A 23,284-nucleotide genomic window follows, 5' to 3' on the forward strand; every position below is an offset into this window, starting at 1 on the left:
TATAGACGGAACTGATAGGCTTTGTTTGCCATATCGACACCACATCTCTTCATACCTTGATTTTCGATATATTTGTTCTACAACTGATTGTATCAAAACACAAAAAAAAAGAGACAACTTTAGGCTATACCTAACCAAAATTCATCTCCCACTTTCACTTCGTTTCGAAGTGGGAGACTTCTTTCGGAAAGATGTTAAACTCGGTCATTGGGATGCGAAAAAGCAAGAAAATGTGATGGACAATCCGAAATTCCAGAACAAAAAGCTGCGCCAAGCCATGGCGTACGCCATCAACAACCAAGAAGTGGCTGATCGCTTGTACCACGGCTTGCGCTTCCCGGCGACCACGCTGATCCCGCCGTCGTTCCCGGGATACCATGACAGCTCGATCAAAGGGTACACGTATAATCCGGAAAAAGCAAAACAGCTGCTTGATGAGGCCGGCTATAAAGATGTGGACGGCGACGGCTTGCGCGAAGATCCGAACGGCAAAAAGTTTACGATCAACTTTTTGGCGATGAGCGGCGGCGATATTGCCGAGCCGTTGGCGAAGTTTTACATGCAATGCTGGAAAGACGTTGGCTTGGATGTCCAATTGGTGGACGGCCGTCTGGCGGAGTTCAACTCGTTCTATGACATGGTTGAAAAAGATGACCCGAAAGTGGATGTTTACGCTGCCGCTTGGGCAACGGGAACGGACGTCGACCCGTACGGTCTGTACGGCCGCAACGTCATGTTCAACTACTCGCGTTGGGTGAACGAGAAAAATGATGAGCTGCTGGAAAAAGGCCATTCCGAGCAGGCGTTTGACAAGGAGTATCGCCGGAAAATTTACAGCGAGTGGCAAAAGCTAATGAACGAAGAAGTGCCGGTCATCCCAACGTTGTATCGTTCCGCCATCTATGCGGTCAACAACCGTGTCGCCAACTTTACGGTTGACCCGAGCTCGAAGCTGACGTGGAAAGATGTCGGCGTCACGTCCGAGCAGCCAGAAGTGGCGGAATAAACAAAAAAGCGATTGCTTCTATGGGATTCGATATGGTAACATGAAAGACAAATGATCATACGTCTTATCAAGAGTGGGCGAGAGAACGGGCTTGATGACCCCACAGCAACCTGCCGCCGGCAAGGTGCTAACACCCGCAAAGCGGTCTCGCTTTGGATGATAAGAACGGCTGCCCCCTTTCGCATCATTCCGAGGCGAAAGGGGTTTTTGTCGATAGGGGGTGAAGGGGGAAATAGTGAAGAGGGACATGTCGATCCGAGCTTGCATGGCCGCTCATCTCCGTGCCGCTGCGTTCGCCGTTCATGTCATGCGCTGCGTGCAGGCGGAGCTGATTCGGTTTGACCCTGAAGCGGCGGTTTATGTCGACCGCGGGGGCGGATATACCCACTTGTATGGGAAAGCGCAAGGGACAACCTTTTCAGTGTTGTTGACCGACAGCGAGGCGGACGAATGGAAGGCGGACGGACCGTACGCCCTTGATCGCTACATATGGACAGAGCTTGGGAAAAAAGGGGTTTTTCCAATGCGGATGACGCCGTATTTACAAGCTGTATGGTTAATGGAGTCATAGAAAGGAAGAGGACGAATGGCAGTCAAAAAATTTGAGCATGTCGGCATTCAAGTGAAGGACATCGAGACATCGAAAGCGTTTTATCAAAACGTCGTCGGCCTGGAGCTGCTCGACGAAATGATTCATACGAACGGAACGATGAAATTGGCGTTTTTAGGGATTGACGGCTCGATCGTCGTCGAGCTGATCGAAGGATACAACCCGGATTTGCCGACGGAAGGAAAAGTGCACCACGTGGCGTTTACGGTCGAAGGCATCGAGCAGGAAAAAGAACGGCTTCAGTCGCTCGGCGTCCCGCTAGTGTGGGATGAAATTACAACGCTCCCAAACGGGGCGAAATACTTATTTTTCCTTGGTCCGGACGGCGAATGGATCGAGTTTTACGAGCCGGCGCAATGAACGAAGGGGAAGGCGGCCATCGGTATGGCCGCCTTTTGCCGTGCAAGAAGGAAAATAGGGAGTGCACCGCGTATAGGTAAAGGGGAGAGGAGGAGAACAGATGGAGCCGCAAGTCATTCGCGCCATTCAAGACGACTACCCGGATGAATTTGCCTGGTGCTATGGCTGCGGACGGCTGAATGAGCAAGGCCATCATTTCCGCACCGGCTGGGACGGGGACAAAACGGTGACCGTCTATACGCCGCGCCCGGAACATACGGCGATCCCTGGGTTTGTGTACGGCGGGCTGATCGCCTCGCTCATCGACTGCCATGGCACCGGGTCGGCGGCGCTCGCCTTGCATCGGAAAAACGGCCATGAGCCGGGAAGCGGGGAAACGCCGCCGCGCTTTGTCACCGCGTCGCTTCATGTCGACTTTGTCAAGCCGACGCCGCATGGCGTGCCGCTTGTCGCCGTCGGAACGGTGACGGAGATTTACCCGAAAAAATGGCAAGTGGACACCGAGGTGTTCGCCAACGGCGAACTGTGCGCCCGTGGTCAAGTCGTCGCGGTCGTCATGCCGAAAACGTTTGTCCAGGGATGACAAGCAAACGAAAAGCGCCGGAGGGCGGCTGTTTTTGACAGCGCTTTCTCCGGCGCTTCGCTCGTTGCGCTCGATCCCGCTTGGGAAAAAGCGGACATCTTCACAAGTGACATGTTCATCCTTGGATGGCGGGGCGAAACAGGTTGCCGATCGAACGCTTCTAGGCATGGCTGCTGCCAACAGCCCGATTCAGTTGGACCGGTTTGGCGTCTGCCTCGGCGCCAGCGTTTCACTTCCCTTCCATAAACGAAAGCGCTTTTTTACGGTTTATCCATAATCAGCACCGAGGAGGTCGCGCTCGCCACTTCTTTGCCGTTTTGCCGGACGACGGCAGTCACGTAGGCGACAGTTTTCCCGAACTTTTCCACTCGCGCTTCCACTTCAGCTTCCCCTGCCGCCGCGGGGCGGTGAAACGTCGTCTGCAAGTTGATGGACGCGTGCAGCTGGTCATCGCGAAGCAAGGTGGTCACCGCATACGCCATGAGAATATCCGCCGCCGCTCCGACGAACCCGCCCATGATCACCCCGTTGCCGTTGAGGAGCGATTCATGGATCGTCCATACCCCTTTCGCATAGCCGTCCCGGGCTTCCGCCAGGCGGACGCCGAGCGTCTCATCGCACGGCGGCGGCGCGCTTTTTCCGGCAATGACGTCATGCAAGTTGGTAATTGGCTTCATCTCGAACATCCTTTCTGTCATCCATTGCGTTTCCATGAAAATGGGGTCATTTTCATGCCCGGATGGAGGGCAAAACGCCGCCCGCGGATCGTTTCGGTGAACATCATGGATCCTAAAGCAGCGATTTTCATCGGGTGGTGAGCGAAATGAGCTCATGGATGTTTTATTCGCCAAACGGCGGCGATTTCCTCTTTTTCGTGCGCAAGGGAGGAGTACGGCAAAGCGGCGGCGAAAGAAACAAACAGCGGATGATGGAAAGGAGAGGGTCTTATGTATCAACCGCCAGACGCCGGCCGTTGGACGGGACGGATTGACAGCGTGAGCGATGAACGGGCGTTTCGTCTTCATCAGCGCATTCGCTTGCTCGACTTGTCCCAACCATTGGAGACAGCGGCAGAACGAGCGGCGGCATTCATCGGGTTTGCGTGCGACGAAGGCGTGCGCCGCAACCAAGGACGCCAAGGGGCGAAAGAGGCGCCCGCTGCCGTCAAAGCCGCGCTCGCCCGCCTGCCTTGGCATCTTCCGGAAGGGGTCGTTGTCTATGACGCAGGCGATGTCGTTTGCGTCGATGAACGGCTCGAACAAAGCCAGACTGAACTTGGGAAGGCGGTCGCCCGCCTGCTGCAACACAACATGGCGTCTATCGTGATCGGCGGCGGCCATGAGACGGCGTACGGCCATTACTTGGGCGTCCGGGAAGCGCTTGGGACGGATGCCCGCCTTGGCATCCTCAACATTGACGCCCATTTCGACTTGCGGCCGTATGATGACGGGCCGACATCCGGGACGATGTTTCGGCAAATATTGGATCAAGACGATCAAGTGAGCTACTTCTGCCTTGGCATTCAGCGGCTCGGCAATACGGCGGCGCTGTTTGCAGACGCCGAGACGTATCGGTGCCGTTACATGCTGGAAGACGAGCTGACCGCAGGGCCGATCGAGGCTGCCTATGAACAAATTGAGAAATTTGCCGCCGATCATGATGCGGTGATGCTCACCTTTTGCATGGACGCCATCAGCGCGGCCGCCGCGCCGGGGGTGAGCGCGCCGTCGCCGTTTGGGCTCGCCCCGTCTCTGGCGCGCGCTCTCATCCGCCGAATCGTTTCCCATCCGAAAACGATCAGCGTCGACCTTTGCGAAGTCAATCCACTCTTGGATGAAGGCGGAAAAACGGTGGCGTTGGCGGCCGCCTTTTGCATGGAGGCGCTCCTTCATTTTCAACGCTTGCAGCCAAGGCGGTGAGAACGTGAAATTGGTCATTGCCGAACGGGATGACAAAGAACGGGAAGCGATCCGCTGGCTCGTGTCCGCGTATTCCTTGCCGATTGAGCGGGTGTATACGGCAGCCACCGTGGAGGAGATGATGGCCGTCTTGGAGCGGGAGGCGCCGGAGCTGTTGTACGTCGAACTCGATATGATTCCGTATGAACGATGGCCGCAGGCGACCGCCCACGTCCGCTTGTTTTGCCAGCGGGTGATTGCCGCAACGGCTGAAGCGACGTTTGCGCGGGCGAAACAAGCCATCGACTGGCAATGCGTCGATTTGCTTGTGAAGCCGCTTGAGCCCGCCAAGCTGAAGCAGGCGCTGCGGACGGCGGCGTCGCGTTCCCCGGGGCGTCCAGGCTTGCCGACGGGGTTGGACGCCCATCACGACGATTACCGCTCCTTATTTTGCGATGTTCCTTCCACGGCCTCCGCGCATGTATGGCTCGTGCAGGCGGAACAGCCCGCTTTGTCTCAAGAAGTGATCCGTTTCTTGATGGATTACCCGTTTCGCGGACGGGCGCGTGTATTGCCGCTCACCCGTATGGCGGTTTGCCTGCTTCCCGATTTGCCGGGCGACGGGAAAGAAGAGGCGTGGAAGCTGCTGCGCGATTGGGAGGAAGATCATCATGAGCCGCTCGCGGTTGTCGTGATGCCGCCTGATGGCCGGAGGACGGTGCGCGCGCAATACCAAGCGGCGCGCCGGTTGCTCGAGACGACGTTTTTCATTGGCTATCGCCAAGTGATCGCTCCCGCTTCGGAATACGAACAGTGGCGTGAGCTCGATCCGTTTTTGACGCCCGAGGAGCAGCGGCAATGGATCGAGATGCTCGAGCGGTTCGACCACGAAGCGGTGAAACGGTGGCTGCAGCGCGAGTTTTGGCACTGGTCGCCGCCGTTTCCGAGTCCGGAGATGGTGCGGACGCGGCTGACAAGCATCTTGGCGCAAATCCGCCGGTTTATGAAAACATACGGCCTTGACCGCGGCGGAACCGAGCGGGAATATATGCGCATCTTTCAAGACATTTTGTACAATCCCGTCTTGTATCGCATCGTTCAAGAATTGATTTTATTTTTATATCGGTTGTTCCATGAGGCCAAGCAGGCCGAGGAAGATGCGCGCGTCGACGCCGTGGAGCGCGGCCTCCGCTATATGGAGGCGCATTTTCGCGATCCGTCGCTCACGCTTGAGCGGGTCGCGGCCGCTGCCGGGCGCAGTCCCGCGTATTTCAGCCATTTGTTGTCGAAAAAGCGGGGCGTGACGTTTCGCCAGTGGCTGACGAATCGGCGGCTTGAGGAAGCGAAGCGGCTGCTTCGGCAGACGGACTTGTCGATCAAAGAAATCGCCGAACAAACCGGGTTTCGCACCGCCCATTATTTGACGCGCGTCTTTAAAGCCGAACTGAATGAGACGCCGACCGCCTACCGCGACGAACAACGGCCGAAACCGCCATCGCCGCGGTAGGCGGTTTTGTCTGTGACAAAGCGCAGCCTTGCCGGATCGCGGGCGAGAGGGGGGGGCGTCTATTTCAAAAGAAATGGACCTATATCGAAAAAAATGAACAAATAAAACGGATAGGAAATAGAAAATTCAAAAAAATGTGATCACTTTTAAAAGACGTGCGCCTATCTTCTCCTTCTTTGCTCCCTTACAATCAAAAGCAAAGAGGAAAAAGGAGAGGATGACGATGGCAGAAAAACGGACCGTCAGCCCGCCCGCGGGAACTGAGCGGCGGGCGAAAGGATGGATTCAAGAAGCGGCGCTGCGGATGCTGAACAACAATTTGCATCCCGATTTCGCCGAGCGGCCGGATGAATTGATCGTCTACGGCGGCATCGGCAAGGCGGCGCGCAACTGGGAATGTTACGAGGCGATTGTGGACACCCTTCTTCGTTTAGAAAACGATGAAACGTTGCTCATTCAATCCGGCAAGCCGGTGGCGGTATTTCGCACGCATCCGGACGCCCCGCGCGTGCTGATCGCCAACTCCAACCTCGTGCCCGCATGGGCGACGTGGGATCATTTCCATGAGCTCGACAAAAAAGGATTGATCATGTACGGACAAATGACGGCTGGCAGCTGGATTTACATCGGCAGCCAAGGAATCGTTCAAGGAACGTATGAAACGTTTGCTGAAGTGGCACGCCAGCACTTTGGCGGCACGCTCGCCGGGACGATCACGCTAACCGCCGGCCTTGGCGGCATGGGCGGGGCGCAGCCGCTCGCGGTGACGATGAACGGCGGCGTCTGCCTCGCTGTCGAAATCGATCCGGCCCGCATTCAGCGCCGCCTTGATACGAAATACCTCGACACGATGACCGACAGCTTGGAGGCGGCGCTTGTGATGGCGAAACGAGCGAAGGAAGAGAAAAAAGCGCTGTCAATCGGCCTTGTCGGCAATGCGGCTGAAGTGTTGCCGCGTCTCGTCGAAATGGGCTTTGTTCCGGACGTCTTGACCGATCAAACGTCCGCCCATGATCCGTTAAACGGCTACATCCCGGCTGGCCTTACGCTTGATGAGGCCGCCGAACTCAGGGCGCGCGATCCGAAGCAGTACATCGCCCGTGCAAAACAGTCGATCGCCGCGCATGTGCGGGCGATGCTGGCGATGCAAAAGCAAGGGGCGGTGACGTTTGATTACGGCAACAACATCCGCCAAGTGGCAAAAGACGAAGGGGTGGACGACGCCTTTTCCTTCCCGGGCTTTGTGCCGGCCTACATCCGCCCGCTCTTTTGCGAAGGAAAAGGGCCGTTCCGCTGGGTGGCGCTCTCGGGCGATCCTGAGGATATTTACAAAACCGATGAAGTCATTTTGCGTGAATTTCGCGACAATGAGCGGCTTTGCCATTGGATTCGCATGGCGCAAAAACGCATTCAATTCCAAGGGCTGCCGGCGCGCATTTGTTGGCTCGGCTACGGCGAGCGGGCGAAATTTGGCAAAATCATCAACGACATGGTGGCCAAAGGCGAGCTGAAAGCGCCGATCGTCATCGGTCGCGATCATTTGGATTCGGGCTCCGTTGCTTCGCCGAACCGGGAGACGGAAGGAATGAAAGACGGAAGCGACGCCATCGCCGACTGGCCGATTTTAAATGCGCTGTTGAATGCGGTTGGCGGCGCGAGCTGGGTGTCGGTTCACCACGGCGGCGGCGTCGGCATGGGCTACTCGATTCACGCCGGCATGGTCATCGTCGCCGACGGCACGAAAGAGGCGGAAAAACGGTTGGAACGGGTGTTGACGACCGACCCGGGGCTTGGTGTGGTCCGCCACGCCGATGCCGGCTATGAGCTCGCCATCCGGACGGCGAAAGAAAAAGGCATCGATATGCCGATGTTGAAATAGAAAGGAGAACCGCCTATGCGCCCGCTTTTTGTCCGCCGCGCCCGCCAGCTCGTGACGCTGGCGGGAAGCTCCGCGGCTCCGCTCGTCAAGGAGAAGATGAGCGATCTAGGCATCATCGAAAACGGCAGCGTCTGGATCGAACATGGCACGATCGTGGCGGTTGGTGCGGACGATGAACTGGCCCGCCAATTTGCCGATCGGCTCGCCGAAGCCGAAGTGATCGACGCCAAAGGCAAAACGGTCACCCCTGGCCTCATCGACCCGCACACCCATCTTGTGTACGCCGGCAGCCGCGAACACGAATGGACGATGCGCCTTCATGGAGCGACGTACATGGAAATCATGAACGCCGGCGGCGGCATTCATGCCACGACAAAAGCGACGCGCGAGGCGTCGGAAGAGATGTTGTATGAGGAAAGCAAGCGACGGCTCGATCAGTTTTTGCTTCATGGGGTCACGACCGTCGAAGCAAAAAGCGGCTATGGGTTAAGCCTTGAGCACGAAATCAAGCAGCTTAACGTCGCCAAGCGTCTCGATGACACCCACCCGGTCGATATCGTCTCCACGTTTCTTGGCGCCCACGCCGTTCCGCCGGAGTGGAAGCACGATCCGGATGAATACGTCCGCCTTGTCATCGACGAGATGATTCCCGAAGCGGCCCGCCTTGGGTTGGCCGAGTTCAACGATGTCTTTTGCGAGCGCGGCGTGTTTACGCCTGAACAAGCCCGCCTCATTTTGGAAGCAGGGAAAGCGCACGGCTTGACGCCGAAAATCCACGCCGATGAAATCGAGCCGTATGGCGGGGCGGAACTGGCAGCCGAAGTCGGCGCCATCTCCGCCGACCACCTGCTTCGGGCGTCGGACGAAGGAATCCGCCGCATGGCCGATCGTGGCGTCATCGGCGTCCTTTTGCCCGGCACCGCCTTTTTCTTAATGACAAAAGCCGCCGATGCCCGCCGTTTGATCGACGCCGGCGTTCCCGTCGCTTTGGCGACCGACTGCAACCCTGGTTCGTCGCCGACCGTCTCGCTGCCGCTTGTCATGACCTTGGCCTGCCTGCATATGCGCATGACCCCGGCCGAAGCCATCGCCGCCGCCACGATCAACGCCGCCCACGCCATCGGCCGCGCGCATCTTGTCGGCAGCCTCGAGCCGGGGAAGAAGGCGGATTTGGTCATGTTCAACGTTCCGAATTATGTGCAGATCATGTACCATTACGGAGTCAACCATGTTGAGACGGTGATCAAAGGCGGGGGGGTGGTGGTGAAAGAAGGCAAGGTGTGCATCTAAAAGGGAAACGTTCTTTCGTCGAAGCGTTTGGCGACCGGAAGCGGCTATGCTTCCGGCCGCGCAAGTTGGGGTAAAAAGGACAATGGGGGTGGAGAAAGATGAAAGCGGATACAAATATAGCGCCATCCGTGCCGACGCCAACGCCGGCCAGCGGGGCATGGAAGTTTTTCGTCTTTAGCGCCATCGGCATTTTCGTATTTTTCGTCCCGGTGTCCATCGGCGGCACATCATCGATTTTGCTCGATCATATTGTGACATGGATTCGCACCCAGTTTTCAGCACTTGTTCCTTATTATGCTCTGATCGTGATCGCTCTCGGTGCCGTTTATCCGTTTTACAAAAAAACGTGGAACAAAGATGCTGTGACAACCGTTTTTTCACTGTTGAAAGTTCTAGGACTGATCACGGCGGTCATGCTTGTGTTTCACATCGGTCCGTCGTGGCTGTTTCAACCGAATATGGGGCCGTTTTTGTATGACAAACTCGTCATTTCCGTCGGTCTCCTTGTGCCGATTGGCTCGGTTTTTCTCGCTCTTCTTGTTGGTTACGGGCTGCTTGAATTTGTCGGTGTGTGGATGCAACCCGTCATGCGGCCGATTTGGAAAACGCCGGGCCGTTCGGCGATCGACGCCGTCGCTTCCTTTGTCGGCAGCTACTCCATTGGGTTATTGATCACTAATAAAGTGTTCAAAGAAGGCAAATATACCGTGAAAGAAGCGGCGATCATCGCCACCGGCTTTTCCACTGTATCCGTGACATTTATGGTCGTTGTGGCGAAAACATTGGGGCTCATGCCAATCTGGAATACGTATTTTTGGGTGACATTTCTTGTCACGTTTGCCGTTACAGCGTTCACCGCTCGGATTTGGCCGCTAAGCCGCATGAGCGATGAATACTACGACGGCAAGGGGGATCCCGAGCAAAAAGTAACGGGCAACTATATGAAACAAGCTTGGGCTGAAGCGATGAGGGCGGTAGAGCAGTCAAAAGGGATTGGGACAAACATATGGGAGAACTTGCGAGATGGCTTCATCATGACGATGGGCATTTTGCCGTCCATTATGTCAGTCGGACTGATCGGGCTGTTGCTCGCTGAATATACGCCGTTGTTTGACTGGTTGGGCTACCTGTTCTACCCATTCACCCTTCTGTTGCAAATCCCTGAACCGCTGTTGGCTGCGAAAGCTTCGGCCATTGAAATCGCGGAAATGTTTTTGCCCGCTTTGCTTGTCACCGAAGCTCCGCTTGTCACAAAATTCATTATTGCTGTTGTATCCGTCTCGGCGATCCTATTCTTTTCCGCTGTCATTCCATGCATTTTATCTACAGAAATTCCGCTCAGCTTGCCGAGGCTGCTGGTCATCTGGTTCGAACGCACCGTCTTGACGCTCATCCTCACCGCGCCGCTCGCATATTGGCTGCTTTGACGGGAGTGCGGCGCTTCGATGAAAACGGACATCGATGGGGTGGCTGCGATTTTCAGGTTCGCCGCCATTCCATCAACCCGATTGAGAAGTTTCAGCGCCATGAAAGCCTGTCCACCTCCGAGACAGGCTTTCACAGCGTTTCCCGCTGCTGCTTTAACAAATCGCGAATTTCTGTCAATAGCTCCTCCTCTTTCGTCAGCGTCGGCGCGGTTTCCTTCACCTCTTCCTGCTTTTTCACCCGTTCATACAGCGTGTTGATCAATTTCACAAACAGGAAAATCGAAAACGCGATGATCAAAAAGTCGACGACCGTTTGGATAAACGCCCCATATTTCACTTCCGCTTTGCCGACTTTCCACGACAGGCCGCTGAAATTGATGCCTCCCAACAATAAGCCGACGAGCGGCATGATGATGTCATTGACGAGCGAAGACACGATTTTGCCAAATGCCCCGCCGATAATGACCCCGACGGCCAAGTCGATGACATTGCCGCGGACGGCGAATTTTTTAAACTCGTTCCACATGGTCATCTCCTTCCGAAGAAAATGTTCGTCTGCTATTATACCCGACCGGCCGCAACATTGAAACTTTTTAGTTTAAATCGTAGCAAATCAATTGGTTTTATAGTATTATAGAATACGTTCATCAACCAAAACAAAAGGGGGAACGCATCGTGGAAATGACCGCACAACAACGAGACGTTCGCGCGAAACAAGCAGCGAACGCCCCGAAACATCCGACTGCGTGGATTATTGCTGTTTCCTGCCTCATATTGATCGGTGGAACGTTGTTCTTATATAGCCGTGTTTCCTGGCAACAGGCGCTTTTGTATGTGCTGGGAGCGTTTGGTGGATTTGTATTGTACCAGGCGCATTTTGGCTTTACATCCGCATGGCGAAAGTTTATTCTATACCGCCAAGGGGAAGGCATTCGAGCACAGATGGTCATGATGGCGGTGGCAAGTGCGTTGTTTTTGCCGTTGCTGATAAAAGGATCGATATTCGGCCATTCCGTTGCTGGGAATGTGCATGAAGTCGGCATTGCTGTCATGATTGGTGCCTTTATTTTCGGGATCGGCATGCAGCTGGGTGACGGCTGCGCGTCCGGGACGCTGTACCATATTGGCGGCGGTGATACGAACGGTGTCGTCACCTTGATCGGGTTTATCGCTGGATCGGTCATTGCGACGACGCATTTTGATGTTTGGATGCGTATGCCGCACGTCGATCCGATTTCGCTTATTGCTTCGTTTGGTGCATGGGGCGGCTTTCTGCTGCAACTTGTTTTGCTGGCGGTTGTCTATTATGTCGTGACGGTGATGGAAAAGCGGCGCCACGGCAAGCTGTTGACGACACCGCTTGAACACCGCCACGGATGGAAAACCATTTACAAAGGCCCATGGTCATTGTTGGTTGGCGCGTTATTATTGGCGCTGATGAACGTGCTTGTTCTCATGTTCAAAGGTTCGCCGTGGGGCATTACATCCGCCTTCGCCCTTTGGGGAGCGAAGTTCGTGCAGCTATTTGGCGTCGATCCGACCGCTTGGGCGTACTGGCAAGATGAAGCGAAACGGCAGGCGCTCGCCAATCCGCTCTACTACGATACAACGACCGTGATGGACATCAGCTTGATGGTCGGCGCCTTATTGGCGGCAGCGCTCGCGGGCCGCTATACGAAGCCCGTGCAATGGAAGCGTCCGACGCGCATGACGATCGGTGCGCTGATCGGCGGGCTGATGATGGGATACGGCGCCCGGCTGGCGTTCGGCTGCAACATCGGCGCGTATTTCAGCGGCATCGCTTCCTTCAGCGTCCATGGTTGGATTTGGTTTGTCTTTGCTTTCCTCGGCAGCCTGATCGGCGTCAAACTGCGTCCGTATTGCGCGTACAAAAACTAAATGTCCGAAAGTCGGCATCCCGTCGTTTTGGCGGGGTGCTTTCTTTATGCAGGACGGCATATGGTACAATGGGCAGTGAGGCTTCGACAAGAGCAGCTGCCTGCTTGTTTGAAATCGTTTTCCTTGTTTTGGGAGAGCGGAAGGAGGACAGCGGTGTTCATTGGGAGAGGAGGGAAAAGGCATGCGGCAAACGGCCTCGATCGTCTGCATTGGCGGGGCGAACGTCGACCGAAAGGCGCGGTTGCTCACTTCGTTTCGGCTCGGCACGTCTCATCCCGTCACCACGACGCAAACCGCGGGTGGGGTGGCGAGAAACATCGCCGAAAACTTAGGACGGCTTGCTCAACCTGTTTCGCTCGTCAGCACCGTTGGCGATGATCGCGATGGACAGTGGCTCATTGACGTGACGAGCCGATATGTCAATACGAGCTTCATCATGCGAACGCCAAAAGCGAACACCGGGACGTATACAGCGGTGCTTGATGAACACGGCGAGATGGTTCTCGCCTTGGCGGATATGGCCATTTATGATACAGTGGGGGAAGAATGGCGAAAGCAACAATGGACTCGGCTCGGTCCGATTTCTGCAGTTGTGCTTGATACAAATTTCCCGGAGGATGTCATTCGTTCGGTGATTGCACAATGTCGCCAAGAGGACATCCCGCTTTGTGTTGTGACGGTGTCGGTTCCAAAAGTGAAGCGATTGCCCAGCGATTTGTCTGGTGTGACGTGGTTTGTCACGAATGAAGCGGAGGCGAAGGCATTTGTGGGAAAAGATGGGCATACGGGCGACATCATGAAAGCGATCCTTCACGCCGGCGCCCAGAACGTTGTCATCACCCGCGGCGCAAACGGCGTTGCGTACGCCGCCAAGCAAGGGGAAACAGGGACGCTCGCGGCGCCAAACGTAACAGTCACCGACGCCACCGGAGCGGGCGACGCCTTTGCGGCTGGATTTTTGTACGGCGTCTTAGGCGGACATACGGTGGAAGACGCCTGCCGCTTTGGGATGAGCAGCGCGGCGCTTACGCTGCAAACGGCCGAAACGGTGCATCCCGCTTTGAATGAACACCTGTTGCAAGCCGCCTATGCGCGGTATTTTCGCGAAGGGGGAACGAAGTGATGAATGATTTTCTCGTCTTTTCCGAAGAAGTCGCTCAAGCGAAGGCCGAAAAAAAGCCGATTGTCGCCTTAGAATCAACGATCATCTCGCATGGCATGCCGTATCCGGAAAACGTGCAAACGGCGAAAGCGGTTGAACAGATCATCCGCGACCGCGGCGCCGTGCCGGCGACGATCGCCATTTTAAACGGAAACATCAAAATCGGGTTGACCGAAGACGAACTTGAACAGCTCGGGACAAGCCGCGATGTAGAAAAAGTGAGCCGCCGCGACTTGCCGTATGTCGTCGCCATGAAGAAACACGGGGCGACGACCGTGGCGGGGACGATGATTTGCGCCCAGATGGCGGGCATCCGCGTATTTGCGACCGGCGGCATCGGCGGCGTGCACCGCGGCGCCGAACAGACGATGGACATCTCGGCTGACTTGCAGGAACTCTCGCGCACCAACGTCGCGGTCGTCTGCGCCGGGGCGAAATCAATTTTGGATTTAGGCTTGACGCTTGAATACCTCGAGACGCATGGCGTTCCGGTCATCGGCTATCAGACGGACGTCCTGCCGGCGTTCTATTCGCGGACGAGCCCGTTTCGCGTCGACTATCGCCTCGACAGCGCAGAAGAAATCGCTCAGTTCATCGAAACGAAATGGAAGCTTGGGTTAAACGGCGGTGTTGTGATCGCCAATCCTGTCCCAAAAGAAGAGGAGCTCGAGGAGTCGTATATCACCGCCATCATCGAACAAGCGCTTAAGGAAGCAGAAAAGCAGCACATCACCGGCAAAGCGGTCACCCCGTTTTTGCTTGACCGTGTGAAAACATTAACCGGAGGCAAAAGCTTGCAAGCAAACATCGCCTTAGTGAAAAACAACGCCGCCTTGGCGGCCGACCTTGCCCGAGAGCTTTCTTGATGCGAACGCCCCCGCCCTTCCATCAGGGCGGGGGCATGATGGCAGTGGAGGATTTATCGAGCGTGAAGCAAATGGCGGATTTTTCGATCGTGCTGGGCGATTTTGACGGAGTGGAAGTCGACCGTTTCTTGTGTTTCAACTAGTTCGACGCGGATGTGGCCGAGTTTCGCTTCGAGCCGTTCGAACCGTTCATTCACGGTGCGCTCCAACTGGGCGATCTGCCGCTCAAACCGTCCATCCATCTCCTCGATGCGTCCGTCCATTCCTTCCACACGTCCATTCATTCCTTCCATGCGCTTGTCCATGTCTTCGATGCGCTTGTCCATGTCTTCGATGCGTTTGTTCATCGTGTTCGTTTGTTCGCTCAACGCTTGGACTTGGCGTTGGAGCGAGTCGAATTTCTCATGGAGCGCTTCGAACTGCTTGCGCATATCGGACGCGTACAAATCCAGCACTTGCAAAATTTGCGCCAATATCGTTTTTTCTTCCACCCTCTTCACCTCCTTCCACTCTAGTATATCAAACAAGCGAGTTTGCGAGAAGGAACAACAGTTTCAAATCTGGCGGGATTTCGTTTATGATGGATAAAGGAGGGGCGCTGCTATGGCTGAAATGATCACGTATTCATCTTTTGCCACTGACTGGCTGCCGATCACCATCGTTGCGGCCGCTGTCGCTGTCAGTGTTTTCATTGGTATTCTTATTATAAAACAGAAATCGTGAACCCGTCGTGAGGCTAGCTGAACGTCGACGCCCAGCCGATACTACGGGCGAAATCGGCAGCGGGAAAAGTAGAAAAGTGCTGCGAAAAGCAAGTACACGTACTTTGGCTAAAAAAACAGCCTGCCTTCGCGCATGGAAGCGAGAGGCGGGCTTGTTGCTTAACAAAGACTTAAACCTATTTGAAAACGTTTACCAATAATGTACAATGCTTATTCCCAAAATGAATGGTAAAGTTGATTGATGCCAACCCGATATGGTATGTTAAAAGAAAAGGTTAATAAAAATTAACATTAATATCGGTTTATGACTCTATTTTGTGTTAAAAATAATTAACACAAAGGAGGTGTGATGATGGAGATTAAACAAACGATCGCGAAAAATCTAAATCGGGTCAAAAAAGAGATGGGGTTGAAGAATCAAGATTTAGCCGAATTGATGGGCGTGACGAGACAAACGATTGCCAAATATTTAAAAGGGGAACAAATTCCTGACAGTGCAAAATTATTTCTTCTGTCGCGACACTTGAATATCCCGATGAAGGATTTGATCGTTTCTTCAGACGATCAGCGTGAACCAATGTCTTCTTTCATGTTTCGCGCGGATAACCCTAAAGAAAACTTTCGTCTGATTGATCAAAATCAAGTGAATCGGATCATGGATGATTATTATGAGCTGCTTGCCTCTTTTGGAGAGGCTAGTGTTGCTTATTTGCCCCCGACGTATAAAGTAAAGCTCGTTGATCATGAGTTAACGGAGGAGCATAAAACCATTATTCGACAAGCAGCGGAACAAACGAGGAAAATGTTTGGCCTTGATCATGTGATCCCAAGCGATATTTATGCGGTTTTAGAGCGCCATGGTATACATGTCATCGCGTTGAAAACGATTGATAAAAAAATTGATGGTTTATCGGCTTACTCCGAGGAAAAAGGAGCTTTTATTTTCCTTAATGATCACGACGAAATACCTGAGGAACGAAAACGGTTCAGCGTCATTCACGAACTTGGCCATCTTATTTTTCATCGCGAGGAGTACCGAAGTGATCTTAGCTCTCTTACTTACAGCAGCGCAAGAAGGGAAATCAATGAAAAAGTCGCCACGTTGTTTGCAAGCTACTTTCTTATTCCTCGCGAACAGTTGCGGGAATATGCTTATTATTTTAAACGATATGTTACCCTTGAAACGATTATGGAGCTTAAGCGCCAATTTTTTGTCAGTGCTGAAGCCTTCATGAGGGCCTTATTGGATGAACAATACATTTCCGGAAGGACGTACGGCCATTTGCGAAAAACGTTGCGGGAGCAAGGATATAAAGAACAAGAACCCGCTCCAATCGAGTATATTCCCAAAAACCGCAAACTGACCTATTTTGTGAAACAGGCGTATTTTGAGGGGAGCATTACGATTAACAAAGTATGCGAAATCCTTGGATGCGATTTGCGGACTGCTAGAGAAATGGTCAAGGGATGGTATAAGGAGCATGGATGTTCAGAAAATACGGGGGCTTTATAAAAAGAGAGCGGTGGTGGACAACAATGTGTTAAACGATTTTTATGAGTTGGACAGGATGGATTTACTGACGAGAGTGTTTGGCCGAGTGTGTGTTCCCGAAAGTATTTTGTGGAATGAGACTCCTGACGATATCCGGACGGCTTTGCGACAAATCGATTACGAAACGGTCTCTTTGCATACGGAAGAGGGATACGGGCTCATGTATCAGCTGCTGACAGAATGGACAGGTTTAAGCGAATATGATGCAGAACTGATTGCCATTGCCGGTCAAGATATGATTGTATGCACATCGAATGAAAAAAGGATCATCAATGCATGTGAAAGTTATGGCATCGAATATACGGGAACTTTAGGAATTTTATGTTGCGCGTATGAGCGTCGGTTGATCGGACGGGAAGAATTCAAGGGATTGATTGACCGGTTGTTTTCCGATGAGTGCAGCTGCCACTTGCATCCGAGGTTGAAGAACCAAATTTATAAACAGTATCATTTGCAAGATGTGTAGCCGTGTTGAACAAGACTAGCGCCTTTTGCATTGAAATAGGGAACGGTCCTGTCTGGATGCGATTCAAGGACGGCCTTTCTTTGAGAACATTCCACGTCTTCCACCAAAAACTGGCCGCAAAGACCCATGTGGCAACGGGCAAACGTATAAAACGTGCTCCGGGCAGTAGCAACGCTGTTTTCGATCAAAGAAACAACCCGCCCCATGCGTTGAAGCAGGGAGCGGGCTTTCCGCTTAAAACGCCACCGCCATCAAGCTTAAGCTCCCATACTGGTACTCACGGAACAACACGCGCGGCGCCCCGCCGCGATCGCCGGCCCCGTAGGCGATCCAGTACGGCGCGAGATGCTCGGGCGTCGGCACGGCCTGCTTGGCGTACGGCGCCTTGTTCTCATACTCGAACACCTCTTCACTATGGGCGGCGGATCGGCTGAGAAGCCAATCATCAAATGCGACGGCCCATTCGTCCGCCTCCGCATGCCCTTCCCAACGGAGCGCCATCAAATTGTGCACCGTCCCGCCGCTTCCGATGATCATCACGCCCTCATCCCGCAGCGGGCGCAGCGCTTCCCCGAGCTGCAACAATTGCTTCGGCGTCCACCACGGCACGACCGACGCCTGCACAACCGGAATATCCGCTTTCGGAAATAAGCGGTAGAGTAGCACCCACGAACCGTGATCCAACCCCCGGGTCCGATCGACGGCCACTTCCGCCACACCGCCTAGGCGCTCCCGCACGCGCTCCGCCCACTCGACCGACCCGCGCGCCGGATACACCACTTCATACAACTCGCGCGGAAATCCGGAAAAATCATAAATCATGTCATACGTCCCCTCAACCACCGAAACCGTCGGTTGGCGCGTCATCCAATGGGCGGTAAAGACGACGACCGCCTGCGGGCGAATTCCTTCCCCGAGTTTGCCCAAAAGCGCCGTGTACGCATTGTCTTCGATTGCCAACATCGGCGAACCGTGAGCGAGAAATAGGGCGGGGGGTCTCATCGTTCCATTCCTCCCTTGAACCATATTGACAAATCTGCTTGCGGCCTAATGCCGCCTCCAAACGATTCGCCGAAAAACGGCGCCGGAATTTCTCATCCCTAGTGTAGCATAAACATCTTTTGCTCTTCTATGCACTCGCTTTCCTAAACCGTGCGATGGAGGTTTGAATCTTCTCGTAGGCGTTTCTGTCTCCCTTACGATGAGGAGCTTTTCCTTGCCTCCCGCCATATTCATCGCCGCCCAAACCGATCGGGCGTTTGGGGAGAATGAAAGAGAGATATCACCAAGACGAATGTGCTCCTTCAACGCGCTTCTCCTCCGTGAATGCTCGAAAAAGTGGCTCTCCTACTAGTTAAGAGAGCTGATTTTTTAGTAGAATAGAAGAAAAATAGAAACGAAGAAAACATTTCGGCACGAAGGAGCTATTCTTATGTCATTGCACGATCTGTTCCGTGAAGTGATGGCCATCTACGAGCAAGACAAACAGGAAAAACTGTCGAAAGAGCGGCGGACGTTTCAGTTAGTGACGCGGGCGATTCCAGAGGCGTTGAAAGCGCTGCCGTTTCTGCCGCCTGACCGGTATATGGTGAAAGGGTCGGTCGGTCAAGGGAATTGGACCGACGTGCCGTGGGTGGCGGTGATGGACCAAGAAGTGACGGATTCAACGCAGCGCGGCTATTATATCGTCTACTTGTTCAGCGAAGATATGCGCCGTCTCTATTTGACGCTTGCCCAAGGAGTGACGGAGACGCCGAAAGACGAAATGGAGCGGGTGAAGCGCGGCATCCGCCAACTCATTCCTGCCGAAGAGCGCGTGCGGACCGATGATGACATCCGTCTTGGCGAAAGCAAACGGGCGAAAGACTACGAACGGTCGGTGGCGGCGTATATCGCCTATTCGTTTGACGATTTGCCGTCCGATGAACAACTCGCGCGCGACCTCGAAACGATGATCGATTATTACCGACAGTATGTAGAGCGAACAGAACCAATGACACCGCCCGAGCAGGCCTTTTCCTATCGGGAGGCGGTTGAGCATATTCATTCATACATATCCGCCAAAGGTTTTTATTACACAAAAGAGGAAGTGGCCAACCTCTTTCTTTCATTAAAAACGAAACCGTTTGTCATCTTATCCGGCATTTCCGGAACGGGGAAAACGAAAATCGTTCAATGGCTCGCCGAGAGCGTCGGCGCCACGGAAGACAACGGCCGCTTCGCCTTGATCCCCGTCCGCCCGGACTGGAACGACGGCTCCGATTTGCTTGGCTATGTCGACATTAAAGGCGAGTTCAAGCCTGGGCCGCTTGCGAACGTCATCATCGAAGCCGAGAACCATCCCGACAAACCGTATTTCGTCGTGTTGGACGAGATGAACCTCGCCCGCGTCGAGCATTACTTCAGCGATGTGCTGAGCGTCATGGAAAGCCGCCGCTGGGAAAATGGGCACATCACGTCGTCGCGGCTGCTGCCGCGAGAAACGGCGGGGCGCGACCTTTTTCTCCCGCCGAACGTCTACATCATCGGCACGGTCAACATGGACGAGACGACCCACCCCTTCAGCAAAAAAGTGCTCGACCGCGCGAACACGATCGAGTTCAACCGTGTCCGTCTCGACCATCTCGACTTTTTGCGCGATGTGCCGACCGTTGCACCCCAACCTGTCGGGCAGGAGCTGTTCGCGGCGCGGTATTTGCATTTGAAAGATGTGTACGCACGCTGCCCAGAGCTTGTTGAAACGGTGACGAAACAGCTCGTGGACATCAACCGCATCCTTGAGCCGCTCGGGGCGCATATCGGCTACCGCGTCCGCGATGAAATCTGCTTTTATCTTGCTTACAACGAAGAAGGAAAGCTGATGGAATTTGACAAGGCGTTCGACTATTGCCTCATGCAAAAAATGTTGCCGCGCCTTTCAGGAAGCGACGCGCGGCTCGAGCGGGCGCTCAAGCAGCTGTTTGTCCTTTGCGCCGGTTTTGAACCGGACGGGGACTACAGCGGTGCGCTTGATGTGTCGTACGCCCGCTATCCAAAAAGCGCGGAGAAAATTTGGCGCATGCTGCGGAGGTTGGAGGACGATGGCTTCACTTCGTTCTGGCTTGGGGCGTGACGACTATGAGCTCGTCCATATCGAAACGAAACAGCTCACGCTCGTAATCAAAGGAAAGCCGTACCACGAACAATACGAAGGGCTCAAGCAGTACCGCCGCCTCGATTTCCACGAGACGATGGAGTTTTTCGCAAGCGGCGAAGGGGTGCGAAACGTCAAGCTGTTTGACGTGGACGCGGGGGCGCTTGTCGACTGGTCGGGCGGCCACCGCCCGATTTTCTTTGAAAACGGCATCTATCAGCTGCTTGTCGTTCCGAAAACCGACCGGGTGCTCTCCTTTTACCATGAGTCGCCAGCGCTGAGAAACGCCATCAGCCGTGTTGACATCGGTGGACAGGCGGTGTTGATGGGAAATCTTCACTTCCCGAATGAAGTCGGGCTGTCGACGTTCGAAATCCGCGACGGCCACCGCTCCGTTTTGGACGTGACGATCGAAATTTTCCCGACGAAATTGACCTACAAACAAGACTACCAGCGGCTGCTTGATGAAGTGAGCGAAGAAATTTACAACTTGGCGTTTCACTTTATCAAGCGCACGTACCAGCGGGCGAAGGCGAAGCGCAGCGGCGCGCCGTCCCGAAGCGAATTTTTCCGGCTTATGGAGGCGCATATCGGCGATTTTTTGCAGGCCATTCGCCATATCGAGCGGCAGCCGCACCATCAACTGTCGACCGTCCATGTGAGGGTGCGCGGCGACCAGCTCGGCCGTTTGGATGCGGCAGGACGGAATGATTTGCGTAAGCGGCCGCATGTGTTCCGCGATGTCAAACGCGGCATCGACATTGGAAGTCGAACCGTCATGCCGCAATCGGGGCTCAAAGCGAAACAAGAACTGACGTACGACACGCTCGAAAACCGGTTCGTCAAATGGATGATGACGCGCCTTGTCGAGAAGCTGCGCGATTTGTTCGAACACGTGCAAGGGAAACAAAAGCGGTACGAAACAGAACCGGATCCGGATTTGCTGGAGCGCATCCAATCGATGATCCGCGCGCTCGAAACTCGGCTTCGTCACTCCTTTTGGCGGCCGATCGGGCGGCTTGACCGCTCTGTTGCGAGCCTCGTCCTGCAAATGGCGCCTGGCTACCGCGACGCCTATCAGCTGTTTCTCCTCATCACCCGCGGCCTCGCCTTGCAGGGAACGCTGTACCGAATGTCCGTCAAAGACGTGGCGACGCTGTACGAGTATTGGACGTTTCTAAAACTCGGGCAACTTCTCGGGAAAAAATACAGACTCATCAGTCAAAACGTCATCCAAGTGAACCGCTTGGGGCTGTTCGTCCATCTCGACAAAACCCGCTCCGCCAAGCAAGTGTACGAACATCCGCACACGGGCGAGCGAATCACGCTCACGTACCAGCTGTACGAAGGGAGGCTGCCGACCGTCCCGCAAATGCCCGACACGGTTTTGGCGATTGAAAAGAAGGGAAAAGACTATACGTTCAACTACATTTTCGATGCCAAATACCGCCTTGATTTCGCCGTTTCCGGCAGCGCGTATGAAAAACGGTACGGAATGCCGGGCCCGATGGAAGACGACATCAACACGATGCACCGCTACCGCGATTCGCTTGTCGCCCGCCGCGGCGGCCCATACGAGCGCACCGCCTTTGGCGCCTACGTGCTGTTCCCGTGGCATGACGAAGACAGCTACCAAGCGCACCCGCTGTACAAAAGCATCAACGACGTCAACATCGGCGGCCTGCCGTTTTTGCCGAACGCCACCCGCCTCGTCGAGCAGTTCATCGAGCGGCTGATTGAAAAGAATCCCGAAGAACTGCAACAAGAAGGCATCCTGCCGCAAGGGGTCATCGAAGAATGGCGGTCGGCGTTCGACGAGCATGTGCTTGTCGGCATGGTGCCAAGCGCGCGGCATTACGAAGCCTACGTGAAGCACCGCTTCTACCATATCCCAGTCAAGCAGCTGAAAAAAGGCTGGCAAAACGCGCGCTACATCGCTCTTTACCCGAAACAAGGAGCCGCCCCGCAAAACGGGGTCACGTGCTTTGGCAAAATCACCGCTGTGAACATCGTCAAACGCTCGGCCATCGCCGAACTGCCAAAACGAAGCGATGACGAATACGTTCGCTTCGAAGTCGAAAGCTGGAACTTTCTCCAACACGTCATTCGCCCTGTCGGCTACGGCATCGCCGTTTATGCGATGACGACGCTCAACACGCTCAAGCAGGCGAAAGAACTGCCGGAACTGTTCATGAAATCAAGCGAGGAAATTGCCCTTTGGCGCATCCTGCGGCGGCTGTCCGACCGCATCCGCTTCGACCTTGACGCCCGCTACTTGGATCAGGCGTCCAAAATCACCGCATACCGCGTCAAAAACGTGTCCATCCGCCTGGAAAGCGGCCGTCTCATCATCACAAACGGCGCAAAGCACAAAACAATCCCCGCCGACCTGCTCCGCAGGCAGCCGTCGGCCGTGTTTCGCGAAGTGGTGGGGATGATGGGGGAGGGGTGCGACCAGAAAATGAACCTTGAAAAGTCAACTTTGCGATGACATTGCACACCTCAAGCATTGTAGCATTTCCTCTGGGCGTTTATGAATATCGCTTTTACGGAAGCAAACGTTTTGATCCAAGTGACGATTGCGACGATGAAGATACATTTGAATCAACGACAGTTGGGCAGAAACAAAACAGAAAATGGCGGCATATTGTTTTGGCAGTTTGGTTGGATCTGTAGTAAAATGAAAGTGCTCTTGCATGGGGGATTCCTCCTTTCGAATGATGGGTCACACTTTCATTCTACAGGAGATCTGCCAGCAAGGGCTATTTTTATACTTGTCTGAGTTTTATCTAGCACCACGGGTTCAACTTGTTTGTCGAGTAATGTTGAATTTTTAGTAGCGATTCTTCTTGACTTTTTTTTTGGAAAATATAATTGTTAACTGTAGATGAGCAAATTCACTGACATAAATTGACAACTAAACA

General features: G+C 54.3%; 21 protein-coding genes, 2 pseudogenes and 1 riboswitch. Of the genes and pseudogenes, 18 read left to right on the forward strand and 5 right to left on the reverse strand.

From position 1 onward, the window contains the following. Nucleotides 1-196 precede the first annotated feature (196 nt). The 5 genes and pseudogenes from ETR37_RS15115 to ETR37_RS15135 form a co-directional block, all read left to right on the forward strand. Nucleotides 197-1,006, forward strand: a pseudogene (locus tag ETR37_RS15115) (ABC transporter substrate-binding protein); the annotation flags it as partial. 61 nt (nucleotides 1,007-1,067) lie between these two features. Beyond that, nucleotides 1,068-1,172, forward strand: a riboswitch (SAM riboswitch). Nucleotides 1,173-1,253: 81 nt separating this feature from the next. Next, a complete protein-coding gene (locus ETR37_RS15120; RefSeq protein ID WP_015374488.1) occupies nucleotides 1,254-1,577 on the forward strand; it encodes a hypothetical protein in 324 nt (107 codons plus the stop codon). A 15-nt stretch (nucleotides 1,578-1,592) separates the two neighbouring features. After that, nucleotides 1,593-1,976 carry a VOC family protein gene (locus ETR37_RS15125; protein ID WP_015374489.1) on the forward strand — a complete coding sequence of 128 codons (384 nt, stop codon included), beginning with the start codon at nucleotides 1,593-1,595 and terminating at the stop codon, nucleotides 1,974-1,976. Between the two features lie 100 nt (nucleotides 1,977-2,076). Next, entirely contained in the window at nucleotides 2,077-2,559 is a 483-nt protein-coding gene (locus ETR37_RS15130) for a PaaI family thioesterase (protein ID WP_129447476.1), read from the forward strand. 34 nt (nucleotides 2,560-2,593) lie between these two features. After that, nucleotides 2,594-2,836: a hypothetical protein gene (locus ETR37_RS15135; protein WP_015374491.1), complete on the forward strand. Its 243-nt coding sequence runs from the start codon at nucleotides 2,594-2,596 to the stop codon at nucleotides 2,834-2,836. Here the strand turns inward: ETR37_RS15135 and ETR37_RS15140 are convergent. After that, nucleotides 2,820-3,236 (reverse strand): PaaI family thioesterase, encoded by a 417-nt coding sequence (locus tag ETR37_RS15140; protein WP_015374492.1) that lies wholly within the window; start codon nucleotides 3,234-3,236, stop codon nucleotides 2,820-2,822. The genes ETR37_RS15135 and ETR37_RS15140 overlap by 17 nt on opposite strands. 146 nt (nucleotides 3,237-3,382) lie before the next feature. Here ETR37_RS15140 and ETR37_RS19225 point away from each other — a divergent pair, with 146 nt between their 5' ends. The 6 genes from ETR37_RS19225 to ETR37_RS15165 all read left to right on the forward strand — a co-directional run bounded on the left by ETR37_RS19225 (nucleotide 3,383) and on the right by ETR37_RS15165 (nucleotide 10,560). After that, the gene (locus ETR37_RS19225) at nucleotides 3,383-3,550 is read left to right on the forward strand and encodes a hypothetical protein (RefSeq protein ID WP_164978011.1); all 168 of its coding nucleotides are present in this window, start codon (nucleotides 3,383-3,385) and stop codon (nucleotides 3,548-3,550) included. Then, the gene (hutG, locus tag ETR37_RS15145; RefSeq protein WP_129447477.1) at nucleotides 3,507-4,478 is read left to right on the forward strand and encodes a formimidoylglutamase; all 972 of its coding nucleotides are present in this window, start codon (nucleotides 3,507-3,509) and stop codon (nucleotides 4,476-4,478) included. The genes ETR37_RS19225 and hutG overlap by 44 nt, the downstream gene beginning before the upstream one ends. Before the next feature lie 4 nt (nucleotides 4,479-4,482). Beyond that, nucleotides 4,483-5,964 (forward strand): helix-turn-helix domain-containing protein, encoded by a 1,482-nt coding sequence (locus ETR37_RS15150; protein ID WP_129447478.1) that lies wholly within the window; start codon nucleotides 4,483-4,485, stop codon nucleotides 5,962-5,964. A gap of 223 nt (nucleotides 5,965-6,187) precedes the next feature. Next, on the forward strand, nucleotides 6,188-7,843 hold the full coding sequence (gene hutU / locus ETR37_RS15155; RefSeq protein WP_205728151.1) for a urocanate hydratase: 1,656 nt from the start codon (nucleotides 6,188-6,190) through the stop codon (nucleotides 7,841-7,843). A gap of 15 nt (nucleotides 7,844-7,858) precedes the next feature. Then, nucleotides 7,859-9,133 carry an imidazolonepropionase gene (gene hutI, locus ETR37_RS15160; protein ID WP_129447480.1) on the forward strand — a complete coding sequence of 425 codons (1,275 nt, stop codon included), beginning with the start codon at nucleotides 7,859-7,861 and terminating at the stop codon, nucleotides 9,131-9,133. Nucleotides 9,134-9,231: 98 nt separating this feature from the next. Then, entirely contained in the window at nucleotides 9,232-10,560 is a 1,329-nt protein-coding gene (locus ETR37_RS15165; protein WP_060788839.1) for a YjiH family protein, read from the forward strand. Between the two features lie 130 nt (nucleotides 10,561-10,690). Here the strand turns inward: ETR37_RS15165 and mscL are convergent, their stop codons facing one another. Beyond that, nucleotides 10,691-11,086 carry a large conductance mechanosensitive channel protein MscL gene (gene mscL / locus ETR37_RS15170; protein WP_015374498.1) on the reverse strand — a complete coding sequence of 132 codons (396 nt, stop codon included), beginning with the start codon at nucleotides 11,084-11,086 and terminating at the stop codon, nucleotides 10,691-10,693. A gap of 149 nt (nucleotides 11,087-11,235) precedes the next feature. Between mscL and ETR37_RS15175 the strand changes: the two genes are divergently transcribed. From ETR37_RS15175 to ETR37_RS15185, 3 genes are all read left to right on the forward strand, one after another. Continuing rightward, nucleotides 11,236-12,459, forward strand: a complete 1,224-nt coding sequence (locus tag ETR37_RS15175; RefSeq protein ID WP_205728152.1) for a YeeE/YedE family protein — start codon at nucleotides 11,236-11,238, stop codon at nucleotides 12,457-12,459. 181 nt (nucleotides 12,460-12,640) lie between these two features. Then, nucleotides 12,641-13,582, forward strand: coding sequence for a carbohydrate kinase family protein (locus tag ETR37_RS15180; protein ID WP_129447481.1), 942 nt, complete (start codon nucleotides 12,641-12,643; stop codon nucleotides 13,580-13,582). Next, the gene (locus ETR37_RS15185) at nucleotides 13,582-14,487 is read left to right on the forward strand and encodes a pseudouridine-5'-phosphate glycosidase (RefSeq protein WP_081133111.1); all 906 of its coding nucleotides are present in this window, start codon (nucleotides 13,582-13,584) and stop codon (nucleotides 14,485-14,487) included. Before ETR37_RS15180 ends, ETR37_RS15185 begins: the two co-directional genes overlap by 1 nt. Before the next feature lie 53 nt (nucleotides 14,488-14,540). On the opposite strand, the gene ETR37_RS15190 is transcribed toward ETR37_RS15185, so the two are convergent. Then, on the reverse strand, nucleotides 14,541-14,978 hold the full coding sequence (locus ETR37_RS15190) for a hypothetical protein (RefSeq protein ID WP_021321283.1): 438 nt from the start codon (nucleotides 14,976-14,978) through the stop codon (nucleotides 14,541-14,543). Nucleotides 14,979-15,561: 583 nt separating this feature from the next. Between ETR37_RS15190 and ETR37_RS15195 the strand changes: the two genes are divergently transcribed. Together ETR37_RS15195 and ETR37_RS15200 are read left to right on the forward strand one after the other, a co-directional pair. Beyond that, entirely contained in the window at nucleotides 15,562-16,722 is a 1,161-nt protein-coding gene (locus ETR37_RS15195) for a helix-turn-helix domain-containing protein (RefSeq protein ID WP_033006286.1), read from the forward strand. Continuing rightward, nucleotides 16,691-17,227 (forward strand): PIN domain-containing protein, encoded by a 537-nt coding sequence (locus ETR37_RS15200; protein WP_020756105.1) that lies wholly within the window; start codon nucleotides 16,691-16,693, stop codon nucleotides 17,225-17,227. The genes ETR37_RS15195 and ETR37_RS15200 overlap by 32 nt, the downstream gene beginning before the upstream one ends. A 234-nt stretch (nucleotides 17,228-17,461) precedes the next feature. Here ETR37_RS15200 and ETR37_RS15205 read toward each other — a convergent pair whose 3' ends face one another. Then, nucleotides 17,462-18,229 (reverse strand): DODA-type extradiol aromatic ring-opening family dioxygenase, encoded by a 768-nt coding sequence (locus ETR37_RS15205; protein ID WP_033006288.1) that lies wholly within the window; start codon nucleotides 18,227-18,229, stop codon nucleotides 17,462-17,464. A gap of 430 nt (nucleotides 18,230-18,659) precedes the next feature. Between ETR37_RS15205 and ETR37_RS15210 the strand changes: the two genes are divergently transcribed. Both ETR37_RS15210 and ETR37_RS15215 read left to right on the forward strand, forming a co-directional pair. Continuing rightward, the gene (locus tag ETR37_RS15210; protein ID WP_020756107.1) at nucleotides 18,660-20,339 is read left to right on the forward strand and encodes an MrcB family domain-containing protein; all 1,680 of its coding nucleotides are present in this window, start codon (nucleotides 18,660-18,662) and stop codon (nucleotides 20,337-20,339) included. After that, entirely contained in the window at nucleotides 20,308-22,851 is a 2,544-nt protein-coding gene (locus ETR37_RS15215; RefSeq protein WP_081133112.1) for a restriction endonuclease-like protein, read from the forward strand. Before ETR37_RS15210 ends, ETR37_RS15215 begins: the two co-directional genes overlap by 32 nt. Nucleotides 22,852-22,929: 78 nt before the next feature. On the opposite strand, the pseudogene ETR37_RS15220 reads toward ETR37_RS15215, so the two are convergent. Next, nucleotides 22,930-23,058 (reverse strand): annotated as a pseudogene (locus tag ETR37_RS15220) (IS982 family transposase); the annotation flags it as partial. Between the last annotated feature and the right edge of the window lie 226 nt (nucleotides 23,059-23,284).

Source organism: Geobacillus sp. PK12, assembly GCF_004123125.1.
GTDB lineage: Bacteria > Bacillota > Bacilli > Bacillales > Anoxybacillaceae > Geobacillus > Geobacillus zalihae.